The organism is Verrucomicrobium spinosum DSM 4136 = JCM 18804 (assembly GCF_000172155.1).
GTDB lineage: Bacteria > Verrucomicrobiota > Verrucomicrobiia > Verrucomicrobiales > Verrucomicrobiaceae > Verrucomicrobium > Verrucomicrobium spinosum.
In genome coordinates this window covers 7,585,184-7,603,315 of record NZ_ABIZ01000001.1, presented here as the reverse complement: position 1 = coordinate 7,603,315, position 18,132 = coordinate 7,585,184, and the positions used below count along the sequence as shown (strand labels likewise).

Below are 18,132 nucleotides of genomic sequence, written 5' to 3'. Positions count from 1 at the left end.
TGCAGAACGCCACAGATCAGCTTCTCACGATGCCCATGACAGATCCCACCACAGACATCCAGGCATGGCTTGAGAGCCACGGTTTGGATGAACTGCTGAGCCCGTTTATCGAGAACGACATCACGGTGGACCTGCTGCCAACCCTTTCTGGTGAGGAGTTGCGTGAAATGGGCGTCACCTCCCTGGGGCTGCGCAAAAAGGCACTGGCTGCCATTGCCGCCCTCCAGTCAGCGCCCCCCGAGCCTGCCTGGGTGCCTGCGGCAGAAAAAGTACATGCGCCTGCCCCCCCGGTCATACGGGTTCAGGAGTCAATTTCACAGCCGAAGTCCGGCGCTAGCGCGCCTCCGGTTTTCTTGCCTGCCCCGTCCCTGCCATCGCTTCCCCCCCCATCGGTGGCCGCAGCCGGGCCGCGCTCGGCCGCGGTGCTGTCCCACGACCAGGTGGTGTCAAGTTCAGCCAGGCATGCGCCCCCACCTGCCACGGCTGCCTCCCCGCCCAAGAAGGTGAAACGAAAGCTCTTCTCTGCAAGCTTTCTGGTGGTGAGCATTGGTTTACACCTCGTGCTGGGCTTGGGGGCGGGATATTGGGTGGTTCAGCAGATTGCCGCCAAACGCAAGCTGCAGTTCTCCAGCGGTCCTCCCACATCGAGCCCCAGCAAGCGGGCGCTGGAGCACAAAGTCTCTCTGCAAAAACGCAAAAACGCCGGTGGGGCGCCCGCGCAAGCCAGACGCATCTCCGTGCAGGGCCTGGCCTCCAACATCACGCTGCCGGAGATGCCTACCATGGCCACGAGCAGCACCCAGGTCGTGGCCGGTCGCATGAGCGGCATGGGCGGTGCGGGCTTCGGGACCGGCCTGGGGTTCGGCAACGGCAACGGCATGGGCGTTGGCGGCTTGGGCACGGGCGGCCTTGGCCTGACCATGTTTGGTGCCCGTGGGGGGGGCGGGTTGGAGGGCACTTTCTATGACTTGAAGCAAACAAAGGGGGGGCGCCCCCACACGATGAGTCCTGAGCTCTATAACAGCGCTGTGCGCGCCTGGGTTGAAGGCGGGTTAAAGGAGTCAGATATGGACCAGTACTACAGGGCGCCGACCAAACTTTACGCCACGCAATTTGTCATGCCGGACATGGGCGCTGGGGAGGCACCCAAAGCCTACGGGGTGGAGGACCATGTCAAGCCATCGCAATGGGTGGCTCACTACAAGGGTAAAGTTTCGCCGCCCAAGACGGGAACCTATCAATTCATGGGTGCGGGCGACGACACCCTGGTGGTGTTCTTTGACAAAAAGCACGTTCTCGACGCCTCGTGGAAGCCAGTTTCATCATTGTCCCAGGCATCGATTGAGCCTGAAGGTGCCTACGTCGGCTTCCCGCGCAAAGGCTATGTCAAGGGGACCCCTTTCAAAGCGGTACAGGGGCAGTGGTATGACATAGACATCCTGATTGGCGAGCAGCCGGGCGGGAAGTTCTTTGCCTGCCTGTGCATCGAAGAGGAGAAAAAAAATGGGTTGCCGCTTTTTCGGCTCTCCGCCGGGAAGTTGCCCAAGATGAACAATCCACCTCCCTTTGAAGAGAATGCACCCGTCTGGAAAGTCCTGGGTGAAAAATCAGGTCCTCTGGACATGCTGCGCCGCTAAAAGCCACGGGAGACTTGACCCGGCTCCAGACCCAACTACTCCCGCGAGTACGGGACTCCTCGTGTGCCGCAGCCTACTCGGGTCATATAACCCAAGGCGAAGCATCGGACAGAACAGATGGTCGTTGTGCCCACTGATCCAGCCCCCGTGAGCAATTTTCCGAAAATAAATGTTACCAAGCGGTTTTTCCCCACATCTAATTTCTGAATGTCTGAATCTGGAACCAGCGACCCAAGCCATCTCGCGCATGTGCATCAGCTGTTCGTCAGCGAGATGGTGGCTTTACGCGGGTTTCTGCGTGCGTTGGTCCGCGAGCGGGCCTTGGTGGACGATCTGGTTCAGGATACTTTTTTGACCGTGACATCCCGCGCTGCCTCCTACCAGGAGGGTACCAACTTCCGTGCGTGGTTGTTCACCATTGCTCGCTTCAAGGTGCTGGAGTCATTCAGGAAGTCAGGCGCGCCGCCGGAGGCGTTGCGCCTGGAGGTTGTCGAGGCCTTGACTGAGAAGGAACGGGACTTTGGAGCGGTTGATGAGCGAGTTGATCACCTGACAGCTTGCATTGAGCGCCTGGCCCCCAAGGCAAAGCTCGCAATCGAAATGCGATATCAACAAAGCCTCCGTCCTCCAGAAATTGCAAGTGCGATGCGACTGAGTACAGGGGCGGTAAAAGTCGCGCTCATGCGCGCACGTGACACGTTGCGGCTCTGTATAGAGCGGCGCATTGTTTCCAAACCCCTGTAGTCATGGCCCTCACAAGACTCGACTCACTGCTCAATGCCTACTTCGACGGGACGCTCTCCCCAGAAGATCGGCATGAACTGGAACAGCGTCTTCTCAGCTCTGTTGAAAATCAGGAGAAGTTCTGGGAGTGGGCGAGTTGGGATGCTATCCTCGGCGAGTGGGGAGAGGAGCTTGGAAGCTGGAAAGAGATGCCCTGCAGGCCGCCCCGTCGCGTGGCACCGGATACAAAGCGGTCCCGGATGTTGAACAGTTCGCTGCTCACTTCCTGGTCATTTGGACTGGCAGGATTTGTCTTCGTTGCCCTCGTATTGTGCCTCAATCTTGGCGATCCTGGGGTGAAGCCGTCGGCGGCCTTGTTGGTCAGTACGGTCAATGCCCGCTGGAGCGATGATACACCGGCCTTGAGTGTGACCGCGGGAAATGACCCTGCTGGGCGAGACCTCAGCCTGATTGAGGGCACTGCGGAGTTTCAAACCCTCCATGGAGCTTCTGTGCTGATGGAAGGGCCGGCGTCCATACGCTTCGAGGGGCCGACCTCTCTTTTTGTGAGGTCTGGAAAAGTGGTCTGCCGTTGTCCAACTCCTGCGTCCCGGCTCACGGTGAACACCTCGCAAACGAGTGTCGAGGACCTTGGCACCGATTTCACCGTTGAGGCGCGGGAGGATCAGAGCACCCGAGTTGCCGTGCTAAGCGGGGAGGTGAAGGTTGGTGGTGGCAAGGGGGGCACCGTCCTGCGGAAGGGAGAGGCGGCCGAGGTAAGAACCCTGGGGGTTACCATGCTGAACCCGGAGGAGGTGCAACAAATGCTGAGCAGCTTTGACCAGAGCGTGGGAGTGCCCGATGACAAGGACAACTGGCTGAAAAATGGCACCTTCGACACACCCACACCTGGGAGCAAAGACTGGTTGTTCTCGTCCAAGGGTGTTCGGATTGAAAATGGCGTTCTGCTTGTCTCAGCCAGAAAACAATTCTCCTGGCCTCATGCCCGGCAGAAAATCTTCGGAGAAGGACTTTCCGGACGAACGTTTGTGGCCTCTGTACGCACACTGGAGCATACAGAGGATCCCTTGCGTGCGGGTCAGTACGCCGTACTGAAGTTGAATTTCATTGATAAGTATAACAAGGCATTTGCCTATGCAGCGAAGGCTTTCCTCTTTAGTGGTGAGACCATAAATGCGGACAAGTCTGCCCAACTGGCAGCGATTGCTCCTCCGGGCACCAAGGGTGTTAGTTTTGAACTGCTCCTCGGTGTCCAGCGGGACCGCTCTGGCACCGTGGCCTTTGATGACGCGGTATTGCGGGTGGGCGAGCCACCGGCGCGGAATGCTGCGCCCTGAACGCGTCCGCATATTGTTTGCTATAAAAATCGTGAAACTTACTCTCCTCGCACTCATCTCTTATGTGTTCATGCTGGCTTCCGCAAGCTCGCAGAACGTTCTCGTAGAAGCTGAAATGTTCTCCGATCCAGGCGGCTGGGACTTGGACCAGCAGAGCATGGATGTCATGGGGTCGCCCTATCTGCTGGCACATGGTCTGGGCGTGCCAGTAAAGGATGCCGTGACCGAGGTGCAGATACCAGTTCGAGGAGCTTATCGCGTGTGGGTGCGCACCAGGGACTGGGTGGCCCCATGGAGGGTGCCGGGCTCCCCCGGGCGTTTCCAGCTTCTGGTGAATGGGAAGCCGCTTGCGACCACTTTTGGCACCCATGGGGCAGACTGGGCCTGGCAGGACGGGGGAGTGGTGGAGGCTGGCGGCAGCACCAGGCTTGCCTTGCACGATCTCACCGGATTCGCGGGCCGCTGTGATGCTGTGTTGTTTGCAAAGGACTCCGGTTTCGTCCCTCCCAACGACATTGCTGAACTTACAGCCTGGCGTCGCTCTGCTCTGGGACTGCCACCCACTCCAGCAGATGGTGGCAGCTATGATCTGGTGGTGGTGGGTGGGGGCGTCGCAGGCACGGCTGCCGCAGTGTCCGCAGCCCGTCAGGGCTTGAGTGTGGCCCTGGTGCAGGATCGTCCAGTTCTAGGAGGCAATGCCAGCAGCGAGGTGCGGGTCTGGCCTGAGGGGCACACACGGCAAAAGCCCTTCCCGCACATTGGAGACATCGTCGAAGAGATTTGTCCGAAAAAGAGCAGTGCGAGCGGCAATGGCAAAGGGGGCGAAGTGTATGAAGATCAGCGGAAGATGGCTGTGGTGAAAGAGGAGCCCGGACTTAAACTGTTCATGGAGCACCGTGTGAACTCTGTGGATACAAAGGGAGCACACGTCATGAGCGTGACCGCCCAGCACGTCCGAACGGCTCGTCGTGTAAAGATCAGCGGAAAGCTCTTTGCGGATTGCACGGGGGACGCGACAGTCGGCTTCCTGGCGGGAGCAGACTTTGAGGTGTCCGAGGAGGGCAGCATGGGGGCCAGCAATTTGTGGAACGTCCTGGATCAAGCGGACCAGAAGCAAGTTTTGAAGTGTGAGTGCAAGGACAAGGATGCACTCTCCATGCTGGCAGAAGCTGGCCAGGTCGCGGCCCCTTTCCCCCGTGTGCCCTGGGCGTTGAATCTCACGGACAAACCCTTCCCGGGGCGCAAAGGGGCAAAGGGCCAGTGGGCCAACACTCCCATTAGCAATCTTGGGGGCTGGTTCTGGGAGAGTGGGTTTGACAAAGATTCGATCAAAGAAATTGAGCTGATTCGCGATCTGAACATGCGGGCCATGTATGGTGCTTGGGATGCGCTCAAGAATGTGGACGGCCTGTACCCCAACCACAGGCTTGGGTGGAGCGCTTTCATCGCCGGGAAACGCGAGTCCCGGCGTCTCATGGGGGATGTGGTGTTGAAGGCAGAAGACTTCCGCAAAGGCACCAAGTGGCCAGACCCCGCCTATCCCAACAGCTGGCATATCGACATCCACGTGCCCCACCCGGCCTTTGGCAAGGACTTGAAGGGTCAGGAGTTCATCTCAGAAGCCACCACGGGCAAAGAATATCAGTACAAGGGACCCTACTGGGCTCCTTATCGCACCCTCTACAGCAGGAACATCAACAACCTGTTCATGGCGGGACGAAACATCAGCGTGGATCGCGAGGCGATTGGTCCGGTTCGCGTGATGCGAACCTGTGGAATGATGGGTGAAGTGGTCGGCAAGGCCGCCTGGATCTGCGTACGCCATGACGTGAGCCCACGAGGTGTGTATGACCAGCACCTTGCCCTTCTGCAAAAACTCATGCAGCAGCCAGGGGGCATGCGCCGCAAAAATGTGGAAGGCTCTCTGGAGCTTCCCACCGGTGCCGGTGTGAAGTAGGGCAACGCTGCTGGTTCTGCCGCAGCTCACTTAACTCTCGTTGTATGCGGGCAACCGTTCTGGGGACTGCGTTCCCCTCCAGATTGTTTCCACCTTTCAAGTTCTCTCCGGGGCTCAGACTGCTCCGAACCTTCAGATGCTGACTATCTTCTCTATGCAAAAGTCCTATCTTGCCGCGTTCCTATTCGCCGTTGGTTTGGCAACGGAAGTTTCTGCCCAGGAGCCTGGGCCGCCCCTATTCACGCCTGATCAGGGGGAAAGAATCGCACTTGTGGGAGGGGCGTTTGGGGAGGTTCTGGGCCAGGAGGGAACGCTGGAGGCCCTCATGCACTTGCGCTACTCTGAGGGAAAACTTGTGGTGCGAAATTTCTGCCGCCCGGCGGATGAAGTGGGGGTTCAACAGCGGCCCTCGAACTACACCGCATTGGGAGATCCCTTGAAGGTCTTTGGGCCTGACACGTTGCTTTGTTTCTTTGGCTACAATGAGTCTTTTGGCGGCGCAGAAGGGGTGGCGCGATTCAAAGTGGATTGTGGGAAAATGCTTGATCAGTATGCCACCCGCTATCCTGTGAAAAAGGGGGCGATGAAGTTCGTTCTAATCTCTCCGGCAGCGGTCGAAGAGGGGGGCGAGTTCCTTCCTGATGGCAAAAAGCTAAACGCCAACCTGGAGCTCTATGCCAAGGCACTGGGTGAAGTGGCCCGCGACCGCCGCCTGCCCTATGTGGATGTCTTTACGCCGACGCGCACTTTGTTCGCGGCCCAACCCGGTCTGCAATTCACCACAGATGGAGCGAGGCTGACGCCGCAGGGAGCCGGAGAGGTGGCCACGCTGATTGATCACGGCCTTTTTCGTTCATCGAGCGCTGTCACGTCGCGGCCCTATTTTGAAAAGCTCCGTGCGGCTTGTGCAGACAAGGCGTGGGTGCACGCCCAAGACTACCGTATGTTGAATGGCTGGTATGTCTATGGGGGCAGGCGCACCCATGACAAAGAAACGTTTCCTCGTGAGTATGCAAAGATCCGGGCGATGGCGGCAGTGAGGGATGCGGTCGTCTGGGAACTGGCGCAAGGGCGCGATGCCGTGCCGGATGACCGCAACACAGGGGAGCTCTTCGTTCCCAAGACCATGTTTGGCACTCAGCCAGCCAAGGAGCCCAAGGAGTTGAAGTACCCCACGCCTGAGGAGAGTATCGCAACGATGAAGGTGCCGCCGGGCTTTGAGGTGCAACTCGTCGCCAGCGAGCGGGAGTTTCCTGCGCTGTCAAAAGTGAATCAGATCAATGTGGACAATCGTGGGCGTATCTGGGCTGCTTGCATGAGCACCTATCCGCAGTGGAAACCGGGGGACCCGCGTCCGGGGTGCAAGTTGGTGATCCTGGATGGAGTTGACCCCAAAACCGGACGGGCTGGCAAGGCGACCACGTTCACAGACCGCTTGATATGCCCTACGGGTTTTGAGTTCTGGAACGGTGGTGTGATCGTGGTGGATGAGCCCCGGCTCGTCTGGCTCAAGGATACCAACGGTGATGACAAAGCCGACGTTGAAGTGGTCCTGAGCGATGGTTGGGGCACGGACGACACCCACCACGCGATTGGGGCCTTTGAGTGGTCTCCCGGAGGACTGTTACACATGCTGGAAGGTGTTTCCATGAGTACCACCGTGGAAACTCCATGGGGGCCTCTTCGCAGATCAGGCAAACCCGGATGTTACGTCTTTGACCCCCGGAGCCGGAAGATCCGGCACTTCGTCACGCCAGGCTACGGAAACCCCTGGTGCTACACTTTTGACGAGTGGGGACAGGGGATCGTAGGCGATGGTACCACGCCGCAGCAGCATTGGGACACGCCCCTTTCCGGTGCCCCTATCTCCAGCCGCAAGGGGCTCAACACGGTACTGGGAAATGGCGGTGGGATGCGGCCCAATGTGGGGACGGAATGGATACGTACCCGGCAGTTTCCGGACGAATGGCAGGGGGCTTTCATTTTTGCCTGCGTCATCAACATGAATGGCCTGACCACTTTCACCATAGGTGATGACGGGGCGGGTTTTAAAGGCTCACGCCGGGCGGGCGGGGATCTCCTTGCGGCCCAAAACAACATGACCTTCAGACCTACGGATCCCCAGATCGGCGCGGACGGCGCCCTCTACTTTGGGGACTGGAGCGCCGCACTTATCGGCCACATGCAATACTCGCAGCGGGACCCCAATCGTGACCACACCCATGGCCGCGTGTTCCGGCTGGTGTACAAGAACAAGCCATTGCTGGAGCCCGTGACGCAGTGGGGAAAAACAGTTCCGCAGCTCCTGGCTCAACTTGAAGAGCCCGAGCCTCGCACTCGCTATCGGGCTCGCCGTGAATTGCGCGACAGGCCGACGCAGTCGGTTCTGGACGCCATACAAGCTTTGAAGATTGACAATGACCGTTTGGCCTTGGAGTGCTTGTGGGTCCAGCAGGGGCATCATGCAGTGAGTCCAGATTTGCTCAAACGTGCGCTGAGGGCGCAGACTCCTGAGGTGCGCGCTGCTGCAACGAGGGTGCTCTCTGACGAATGGGACCGCATCCCAGGCGCGCTGGATCTCATGAAGATGCAGGTGGTTGATGAATTCCCTCGCACCCGCTGCGAGGCCATCCGCGCACTCAGTTTTGTGCCTGGCAAGGAGGCGGTCGAAGCCGTATTGCTCGCTGTGGACAAGCCTCGTGACTATTGGATCGACTACACTCTTGATGCGACCATCGTCGCGCTTGAGAAGATCTGGAGCCCGCTCCTAAAGAGCAACCAGCTGGCCGCAAGCCCGGCCGGGCTGGATCTGTTGCGCAAGCGTCAGAGCGCCAGCCAGCCAGCCGTGGCCTCTACAGCAGCGCTCAAGCGATTTCTTGCGGCTCCCGACATGCCGGAGGCAGCAAGGAAACAAGTTTCCGCAGAGATCGCCACGGCCAAGGGCAGTGCTGACAATGGCAAAGCTGTCTTCCGCCGGATTTGCATCGCCTGCCACAAGTGGACCGGTGAAGGCATCGAATATGGCCCCGCCATCGACGGCTTGGCCAAGCGCATGAAAAGGCCGGACATAGTGGAGAGCATCCTGGAACCCAATGCGCTGGTTGCCCCCCAGTTCGTCACTCACACTTTCGAAACCAAAGATGGTGGCAACTATGCGGGTTTCATTGTCAATGAGACCGACACCGAGGTGAAGCTGAAGGTGGCTGGCGGCCTGGTCATGGATATTCAGAAAGCCAATATCAAAACCAGGGCGGCGCAGAAAGTCAGTTCCATGCCGGAAGGGCTCGCGAATGCGATGTCGCCGGAGGAGTTTATTGACCTGCTTGAGTTTCTCTCTCCCTCCCGGGAGGCTCCCGCAGGTAAAAAATAGCAGGGGAAACTCAACCTGTCGCCCCGCCCCTGCTTCTTCTCACCACCATGCCGACTCAATTGCTCCAAGGAGGAAACCGCCCAATTGTCGGTCGCTGGGTGCCAAACTTGGAAGTCGGTCTGGGGCCGGGGGCATGTTGCTGGTGACAAGAGGTTGAGATGCGGGGGGGATCTCCTCCCGGAGAAGCGACCATTGGTCGGGCGGGGAGGTGAGTCACCTGCGTTGAAGATCCTCGCCCGCTGTAACGGGCCATCATTGAGCCTGTCGAGTTCGATTCTCAAACTCGACAGGCTCAGTTAAGTCCACACACGTCCCACTCCAAGAGCTAGCACTGCATGGCCAGGGCAGAAAAATGGGATGTCCTCGCCATGTCCCCACAATTCTGTAACCAATTGTCTGGGGGAAAGCATTCTGCATGCAATCAGATGCAAACCATGAACCATATAAATGGCTTCCCGACTGTCGCGGCGGGCAGAGAGGCGCGACCGAAGTCCAATGCGGGTTGCCAGCAGGTGGCTGTGCTGGTCGATGATACGGGGGCCTATTCACGGGATCTTCTCATGGGCATTGGACGTTACCAGCGTGAGAACAAAAAGCCTTGGGCACTGCATGTCATCCGCCGCCGTCGATTTGAGCTCCCGCCGCCATGCCTGCAAGAGTGGCGCGGCCAAGGCGTCATCGCGCGGGTGGACACTCCCGAAGTGGAAAGGTCGCTGAAGGCACTGCGACTCCCTGTGGTGAACGTCAGTGGCGCGTTGAAGAAACCTTTTTTTCCCACCTTGACCCAAGATCCGCTGCTGGCGGCGCATCTGGCACTGAAGTGCTTTGATGACCGCAGTTTTCGGCACCATGCCTTTGTAGGGGACAGCCTTCAACAATGGTCTTTGGAGCGGTATGAGCAATTTAGACATCTGCTCGAGGCGCGGGGCGGGGTTTGTGGAAGTTTGTTGCTGAGCCCTGAGGCTTCAGAAGCCGACCGTGCTCCAGAAGTGATTGGGCGATGGCTAAATTCTCAGCCAAGGCCCCTGGGCATATGGGCAGGTGACGATCGCGTGGGGCTTCAGGTGCTCAATGCTTGTCTCCACTCGAACATTCGGGTGCCGGAAGATGTGGCCGTGTTGGGAGTGGACAATGACATATCTCTCACAGACCTTGCACCTCCGCCGCTCTCCAGCATCATTTTGAACGCTGAAGGGGCAGGCTATCGGGCAGCGCAGACGCTGGATCTCTGGATGGCGGGCGAGGTGCCACCCATGGGCACGATCCAACAGTTGGCTCCGGTGGGGGTGGCTTGGCGGCGCAGCACAGATGTCTTTGCCGTGGACGATCCGCATGTTGCCAGCGCCTTGAAGATCATCCAGAGAGAGGCCTGTGACGGGGTGCGTGTGGCGGAGGTGGTGGGGAGGGTGCCAATCGCCCGCCGTCAGTTGGAAATGCGTTTCAAAGATGTCGTGCACCGCACTTTGCTGGCGGAAATCTGGCGGGTGCAGTGTCGGCGTGCCAAAGAGTTGCTTGAAACAACCAATCTGCCCCTTCTTGATGTGGCGGAACAGTGCGGTTATCGACACCTGGAGCACTTTAGCAAGGTGTTCAAAAAGGTGGTGGGGCATCCGCCCGGGGAACATCGCCGTAATTGGCGACGCGGGCATGCCACCCGTGCGATGACCCCGGCGTAAGCAGGGCGGATCGTCATGACTATGATAAATCGAGCGACATTGATTCTGCTTCACGTAAAAGCATGCATTAGAAAATAGACGCAATACGTAGCAGAAATTAGCGCAATTGATGCTTGTGTCTGTGCTCTTTCCAATTAGCCGTGGAGTGATCATCCAGCCCCCCCTCCGGCGCCGGTCGGCCCCCTCTTAGGTTCACCCTGAATCAGCCAGGCTGCCGATGATCGGGTTTGCGGGGAGGCCCGCAGCTGTGAACACGAGTCCGTTGCCAGCAACTGGCACCTTGCAAGGCAATCCCAGTTAAGAGCTCCTGACCAGGCGGTCAGGGGAGTTGGTACTTCCCTTCGTTTTACCTCATTACAAGCATGCCCAATCACCTCTTTATGAAAACCATCAAAAGCGTGGGATGTCTAATCATCGTCTGGGGCGGCACCTTGGCTGCCGCCGATACGCTCTGGACCGGAGCCGCTGGCAACAATCTATTGGCCGGCAGCAACTGGACGCTTGGAGTGCCCACCAACAGCCAGCCGGGTCTGATCGGAGCTGGAGGACGGGCGGAGATCCTGAACAATCCCGCGAACAGCGCCGAGCAGCATACGCTTTCCAACAAAGTGCTTACTCTACAAGGCGATGCCACTTTGACGTCCAGAACGACGGATGCGGTCAAACTTAGCGGGGGTACGTTAAATCTGAAGGGGCAGAGTGCCTTCATCCACACATTGAGCGCGGCGGGTCTTTTCCTAGGCACTTGGGGGCCCGGAGTAATCACTCTGGAGGCCGACGCCAAACTGGACCTGGGGGGTGGGCGGTTCAACCTGGACAGCATGGGTGCCACCCTGCAACTGGCTGGAGCCTCCCGATTCATTTGTGGAGAATTTCGTGGAGGGAGCGGCATCGTCACGCTGTCTGGCGGGCAATTGATCGCGGGAAGTATTCCGGGCAGCCGCTTTGGCTCTGGCTCTATCAACCTTCTCAGTGGAGGGAGGGGAACCATCACTGTTGCCGGGGAAAACTTCAACTTCGGGCCACTGCTCACTTCGGGCCGCATTCGCCTGGATGGCGCGACGCAGGTTCCCGTCAACTCTCTGATCGTGGACAACGATGTGCCGGGAGAGACGACGGTCTCTTCCTATGGAAGGCTGAGCAAGGTGTGGAGTGCGGTTTTTGACGCGGGGATGCTGGTGGCCACGCCTGAGGCACGTGCCGCGGATGCCGACGGAGACGGGCAGTCCAACTATGAGGAGATGAAAGCGGGGACCAATCCCCGTGACGTGAACTCGAAACTGAGTGTGGTGGTGAGCAACGGGCCGGCGGCCAACCAGGTGACCTTCACTGTGAACAGCCTGCTGGGCAAGGCTTACCAGGTTCATGCTGCTGACGTGACAGGCATCCACTGGAGCCGGATCGGGGATCCGGTGCCGGGCACGGGTGGACAGCTTCCCATCACCATCAATGTCAGCGCAGGCCAGACCGAGTTTTGGGTTTCGGTGGTGGATCGTGACCAGGACGGCGATCAACTGACAGACTGGGAAGAAAGGGCAATCAAGGGCTTTGACCCGACTAATCCTGACTCTTTTGGCACCGGGCAACCTGGTGCAGATCTCATCCTCGCTCAGGACTGGGCTGCCGGCGTGACCAACCAGATTGTCTCTGTATCGACGGTTTCGGCTCTGGGGTATGAGAAAGAGCAGACCCCTGCGGTGATCAGAATCTCGCGCACGGGATCCAGCGCTCGCGCACTTCCTGTGATCTTGACCTATGGGGGCGATCCAGACGGCACCAAGGGATCGGCCTCCACGAGCGACTTTGTCCTGAAGTCGGTGGGTGGCGCGCCCATTTCAGGGGCCGTTCTGATTCCTGCCGGATCCTCCAGTGTGGAGGTGCTCGTGGCACCCGTGCAGGATGGTGCAGTGGAAGTGCCTGAAACCCTGGCCTGCGGGCCGTTGGGAAGCACCCAGCGCACACTGGTCAAGATCCATGATGCCACGAACGTGCCGGCGAATGACAAGCTGCTTGTGGCCCAGCTCGCACCCATGGCAGGCGTCACCTCAGAGGGGTCGGGTATTGCCACCATCCGCCTCAAGGGGGACAACGCCTCGGCGTTGGTCAACATCAGGTTCTATGGTCTTACTTCCTCCCAGGCCACGGCGATATTGACCATCAACAGCCCGCTGGGCACGCACCTCAAGAGTCTGCCTAGAGGTCAGGCGGAAGATGCCTCCTGGGACATCATTGCGGGACAGATCCTGACCACAGATCAAGCCGTGCTCGACAAACTGCTCGACGCGGGGATCCACCTCAACATTGCCTCCATCACCAACCCCTCCGGAGAGATCAGTGGTCCCTTTGTGCCCATCAGTGGATCCACGGAGCTGGTGATCCCACCTGCCCCTCCGGCCCTGCCAGCGTTGACAGGATCGGATCTGGAGCGCGACATCTTCCGCTTCCTGACTCAGGCCACATTTGGCCCCACACAAGTTTCGGTAGAGGCGATGAAGGCGATGGTCATGTCCCCTCCCTACAATGGGGACCGGATGGCGGCGTTTTCTGCCTGGATTGACAATGAGTTCTCACGCCCTTCCCCGGATCTTGCGCCCGCGGTGGATGCGGCCGATGCCCATGAACGTTATCTCAACACCCTGGGCGCCCCCTCGGATGATCCTAGCATCACGAAAGCGCTGCCGGGCAACCAGACCAAATGCTGGCATACTTACGCCATCTATGCGCCTGACCAGTTGCGCCGCCGCAGTGCTTTCGCGCTCTCAGAGATATTTGTCATCAACGACGATGACAGGCTGTACGAGAAGCACGTAGGGGTGAGTCACTTCGAAGACATGCTTAAAAATGGCTGTACGGGCAGCTTCCGGACGCTTCTGGAAGGGGTTGCGACCCATCCCACGATGGGACTGTTCCTCTCCCACCTGCGCAATCAGAAAGCCCGGTATGACGCGAGCGGCAATCCCATCTCACTGCCCGATGAGAACTTTGCCCGTGAAGTCATGCAACTCTTCTCGATAGGTCTCCTGCATCTGCATGAAGACGGCTCGCTGGTGCTGGGCCAGAACGGCCTGCCCCTGCCCACCTATGAGCAGACAGACATCACGGAAATGGCAAAAGTTTTCACAGGATGGGGCTATTCGAGGGAGTTGAAAAACGGGGTGATGCGGGACAATGCGAACTTTTTCATGGGCGACGGCGGCTCTCCCCACCAGGAGCGTGTCACCCAGCGCATGAAGAACTTCAGTGACTATCACGACACGGGAGCCAAAACCTTCCCCGTGCTTGGGTTCAATATCCCGGCAGGAGGCACCGGGGAGACAGATCTGGATGCCGTGATGGACTTCCTTTCCAATCACCCCAGCACTGCCCCGTTCATCATCCGCCGCATCATTCAGCGCCTGGTGACCTCCAACCCGTCCGCCGGCTACATCTACAGGGTGACCCAGGTATGGAAAAACACCGGGGGCAATCTGGGTGCCGTCATCAAGGCGGTTCTGCTGGATTATGAGGCCCGCTCTCTGGATGTTGCCGGCAGCGCTGCCTATGGTCGGAAGAAAGAGCCTGTCGTTCAGGCGATTGGCTGGCTCCGTGTGCTGCAAGCGCACAGTGACATTCCTTTTTCGCACCTCGCGGATACCGGCGTCCTTGCCAAGGCGTGGTACGGGCCTGCTTATGCGATGGCCAATCGCTTCCCCACAGAGCTGGCCAAGTTTGAAACGCCACCCACCTTCATTCGCTTCAAGAAAGAGACCCTTGAACAGCTGCCGTTTGGCAAACCCTCCGTGTTCAACTGGTTCCTGCCTGACTTCACCCTTCCGGGTGCCATCGCAGATGCCGGTTTGGCGGTGCCTGAATTTCAGACGGTCGATGCCATCACGTCGATCTCTCAGATTAACCGGTTCTTTTTGTCGAGCTTTGTGGGACGCGATCTGCGGACTCAGACCAACGTGGATGCGAATGGCGACCCCCACCCGGTTTACAATCCGTTCGGCTACAGGCCCGGTGATGTGAATGTCGTGACAAGCACGACGGGACTGGAAGAGCCCTACATGCAAATCATGGACACCAACGGGGACGAGACGATCAGCCCGGCTGACTCAGCCTTCAATCAGCGTAACAGCATCATTGAGGCCTGTGCTGCGCTGGTGGACCAGTTTGACCTCTACTATTGCAGCGGGGCGCTCAAGGCCAGGCATGGAGCCGGTTTCTCAACGGCAGCGCCAAGGGAGGACAACCCCAGGGACATCATCATTCACACGGTGTACCTGAACTCCACCTCGGATGCCAGCATCAACCATCAGACCCAGATGTCGGCTCTGCAGGAGCGTCTGCGGCTGGCGTCTGCCCTCGTCATGACTTCCCCCTGCGGAATGATTCAGAAGTAAGCCATTACAAGATCACCAAGATGAACCTTTCACTTACCAAGAAGATGGACACCCGACGTGCCTTCCTCAGCCGCACCGCGTGTGCTTCCATGGGGGTCACGGGCATGGTGAACGCCCTGGCGCAGATCCGGCTCATGAATCTGGCGGTGGCGGCAGATCCGCCGCCCGGGACGGACGACTACAAGGCGCTGGTGTGCGTCTTTCTCGGCGGGGGCAACGATGCCAACAACATGCTGGTGCCCATGGGGGATCCGGCGAGTGATGAGGCGCGCCGCGACTATGAGGCCGCGCGTGGCAATTTGGTGCAACCGCGGGCGGGGCTTCATTCCTTGAACCTGCCCGTCGCCGCTCCTGACGTGCCTACCCGTGCCTTCCAGAAGTACTACGGAGGGGCGTTCCCCCAGATGGGCATTCACCCCAACGCCAGGCCGCTGGCAGACATGTTCAATGCAGGTGATCTTGCTTTCGTGACCAATGTCGGAACGCTGGTGCATCCCATTGCCAGCCGGGCGGACTTCATCAACCGGACGGTGCCGGTGCCCATGGGGCTCTTTTCCCATTCTGATCAGCAGGTCCAGTGGCAGTCATCCATCTCAGACAAGCCGTTCAGCTCTGGCTGGGGCGGGCGGGTGGCGGACTTGATCAATGCCTCGTACAACCAGGGGGGCAAGATCTCCATGTCAGTTGCCATGACGGGCCTGAACTCCTTCCAATCCGGGTCAGGGGACGGAGTGGAGCAGTACATCATTGGTCAGGATGGCCCGGTGTCCCTGGGTTCCTACGGGCTGAACTACAAATTTGCCTACAACACCCCCGGTGATGTCACCGGGGGCTACATCAACAGCGCGCTGGGACGCCAGTTGAAGGCGTTCGAAGACATCATGCGCCTTACTCATGACCAACTGCTGGAGGAGCGGTACAACGAGTTTGTCCGCCAGGCGCGCAACACAGAAGGGGTGGTGGCGGCGGGTCTGGCTGCGGCGGCCGCCACCGGGGTGAACTTTGACAGTTACTTTGCCAATGCCCAGACCCCGTTGGGGAACTACCTGAAGATGGCAGCACGGGTCATTGCAGGCAGAGCCCCGTTGGGCAACCGGCGGCAGGTGTTCTTCATCTATGTCTCCGGCTTCGACAATCACTCCGGGATGCTGGCGGCCCATTCGGGTCTGATGGCCAGCGTGAGTCAAGCGCTGCTGAGCTTTAGAAATGCGCTCAAGGATCCCGCGATCAACGCCTTTGACAAGGTGGTGACGTTTACCGCCTCTGACTTTGCCCGCACCCTGCTCTCCAACGGTAGTGGGTCTGACCATGCGTGGGGCAGCCACTCCATCATCATGGGCGGAGGGGTCAAGGGAAGGAACCTGTATGGCCACTATCCAGCGCTCAAGCTGGGCGACCAGCCTGGATCGATCGACTCCCATAGTGGTCGGGGTCTGCTCATCCCGGATGTGTCGGTGGACCAGTATGCCGCCGTGCTGGCGAACTGGTTTGGGGTTCAATCCAGTGCGATGGATGCGATCCTGCCCAACCTGCCGCATTTTGACAACCCGCTGACCACCTCAACGGCCAACCTTGCCATGTTCTGAGTGCCAGCGCCAAATTGAAGAGGCTTGGCCTCGTCCTGGGGGCTCTGGTGGTGAGAGGTGCCGGAGTCTTTGGGTTGGTGGGAAACTCAAGCGGCCACCCGTTTCTACAGAGTGGGTAAAATCTCAGCCGTGAGGGAGATTGACACGTTCATTAGAGTCTCATCGCTGGATAGGTCAGTTCGGACATTGGATTCCACGGGGCAGGTCGCAGCCCCTGCGAATGTTACGCGTAAAAGACTTGCCAGAAGGACTGGTCTTTCTTGGTGCTCGCTGTGACCACCCCTAAAGTACACCCATCAGACTGGCCTCTTCAGCCGGTTGCGACGATACACAAGGGGCGTTTCGCCAGTGAACCGCCGGAAATAGCGAGTGAAGAAGCTCTGATCGTAAAAGCCATTTTCCAAGGCGATCACTCCGATCGGCTTGTTGCTGGTGGCGAGTTCTTCACCCGCCGCCTGGATGCGAATTCGCATGATGTATTCCTGCACACTCATGCGAAACCAACTTTGGAATTTGCGGTTGAGCTGCCTTTGGGAAATGTTGGCAATGCTGGCGAGATAAGTCACCGTGATGCGGCTGCAATGGTGTTTGCGAATGTAAGCCACTACTTTTTGAATGTGAACGTCAGCGAAAGTTTCAGGGCGCTCCTGGCGGAAAGGACGAACAAAACCCATTATTCCGATGACATCCCCCCGGACGTCACTGATGGGAATCTTGGTCGTAAGAAACCAGTCATCTTCGTTCGAGCGGTTGTACAAGAGCTCAAGACGGTCTATCAAGGGCTGCTTGGTGGACATGACCTCAAGGTCGTCTTGCCGGATGGCCGCTGCGACGCTGGCGGGATGAATGAAGTCATCCTTGTGTCCCAATAGATCTCGCTCGTGTTTGAAGCCGAGCCGCTTCAACGTTTTCTCGCTGGCCGCGACGAAGCGACCCTCCAGATCCTTGGCGAAGTATTCGACATCAGGCACCTGTTCAAGCAGGAGGCGGAACTGCTGATTGGCACCCATCGCTCTGAAAAACGAGGATTGGAGGACGTCGGGAGTGCTCGCTGTCGGTTCTGATTGCATCGGAGTGACAGGGTGAAGATGTGGGGGGGCTTTGAAGGCGGCAGTCTCTGGCTGTGCGTCTCCTGGCAAAAAGTTCCAGAGCGCGGTGTGGTTGCGGCTGGACTCTTTGAGTACAGTTCAAGGAGTTGTTATGCACACTTACCCGCAAGTTAGCGCCGTCAACAGCAATGTCTGATGAGTTTGAAGCCGGAGCCTGGCTGAGATGATCTTGAATGATACCATAAATTGCAGTGTGCAATCTTTGACCGGGTGTTGAATCGGAGCTCAGTGCTGCAAAAGACATTTTGATGCTGGTCAGTTACAGGGGCCGCTTCCTGCCATCCCTAAACGTTCGCCATGCTTGAAACTTAGATTTGGAGAAGCCTCATGGAGC

9 protein-coding genes are annotated in these 18,132 nt (G+C 58.6%); 8 read left to right on the top strand and 1 reads right to left on the bottom strand.

The window, feature by feature from the left end; all coding sequences use genetic code 11:
• The first annotated feature begins 35 nt into the window (after positions 1–35).
• From VSP_RS40300 to VSP_RS30675, 8 genes are all read left to right on the top strand, one after another.
• Positions 36–1,637 (top strand): PA14 domain-containing protein, encoded by a 1,602-nt coding sequence (locus VSP_RS40300; RefSeq protein WP_198141267.1) that lies wholly within the window; start codon positions 36–38, stop codon positions 1,635–1,637.
• A gap of 207 nt (positions 1,638–1,844) precedes the next feature.
• Positions 1,845–2,381, top strand: a complete 537-nt coding sequence (locus VSP_RS30705) for an RNA polymerase sigma factor (protein WP_009965563.1) — start codon at positions 1,845–1,847, stop codon at positions 2,379–2,381.
• Positions 2,382–2,383: 2 nt separating this feature from the next.
• Positions 2,384–3,718 carry a FecR domain-containing protein gene (locus tag VSP_RS30700; protein WP_009965562.1) on the top strand — a complete coding sequence of 445 codons (1,335 nt, stop codon included), beginning with the start codon at positions 2,384–2,386 and terminating at the stop codon, positions 3,716–3,718.
• Between the two features lie 31 nt (positions 3,719–3,749).
• A complete protein-coding gene (locus VSP_RS30695; RefSeq protein WP_009965560.1) occupies positions 3,750–5,675 on the top strand; it encodes an FAD-dependent oxidoreductase in 1,926 nt (641 codons plus the stop codon).
• Positions 5,676–5,829: 154 nt separating this feature from the next.
• Positions 5,830–9,045 (top strand): DUF7133 domain-containing protein, encoded by a 3,216-nt coding sequence (locus VSP_RS30690; protein WP_009965558.1) that lies wholly within the window; start codon positions 5,830–5,832, stop codon positions 9,043–9,045.
• A 434-nt stretch (positions 9,046–9,479) separates the two neighbouring features.
• Positions 9,480–10,721 (top strand): AraC family transcriptional regulator, encoded by a 1,242-nt coding sequence (locus VSP_RS38180; RefSeq protein ID WP_157211149.1) that lies wholly within the window; start codon positions 9,480–9,482, stop codon positions 10,719–10,721.
• Between the two features lie 380 nt (positions 10,722–11,101).
• Complete coding sequence (locus VSP_RS38175; RefSeq protein ID WP_157211148.1) at positions 11,102–15,103, top strand: DUF1800 family protein; 4,002 nt, start codon at positions 11,102–11,104, stop codon at positions 15,101–15,103.
• Positions 15,104–15,123: 20 nt separating this feature from the next.
• Complete coding sequence (locus tag VSP_RS30675; RefSeq protein WP_029190890.1) at positions 15,124–16,689, top strand: DUF1501 domain-containing protein; 1,566 nt, start codon at positions 15,124–15,126, stop codon at positions 16,687–16,689.
• Between the two features lie 296 nt (positions 16,690–16,985).
• Here the strand turns inward: VSP_RS30675 and VSP_RS30670 are convergent, their stop codons facing one another.
• Positions 16,986–17,759, bottom strand: a complete 774-nt coding sequence (locus tag VSP_RS30670) for a helix-turn-helix domain-containing protein (protein ID WP_156346311.1) — start codon at positions 17,757–17,759, stop codon at positions 16,986–16,988.
• Between the last annotated feature and the right edge of the window lie 373 nt (positions 17,760–18,132).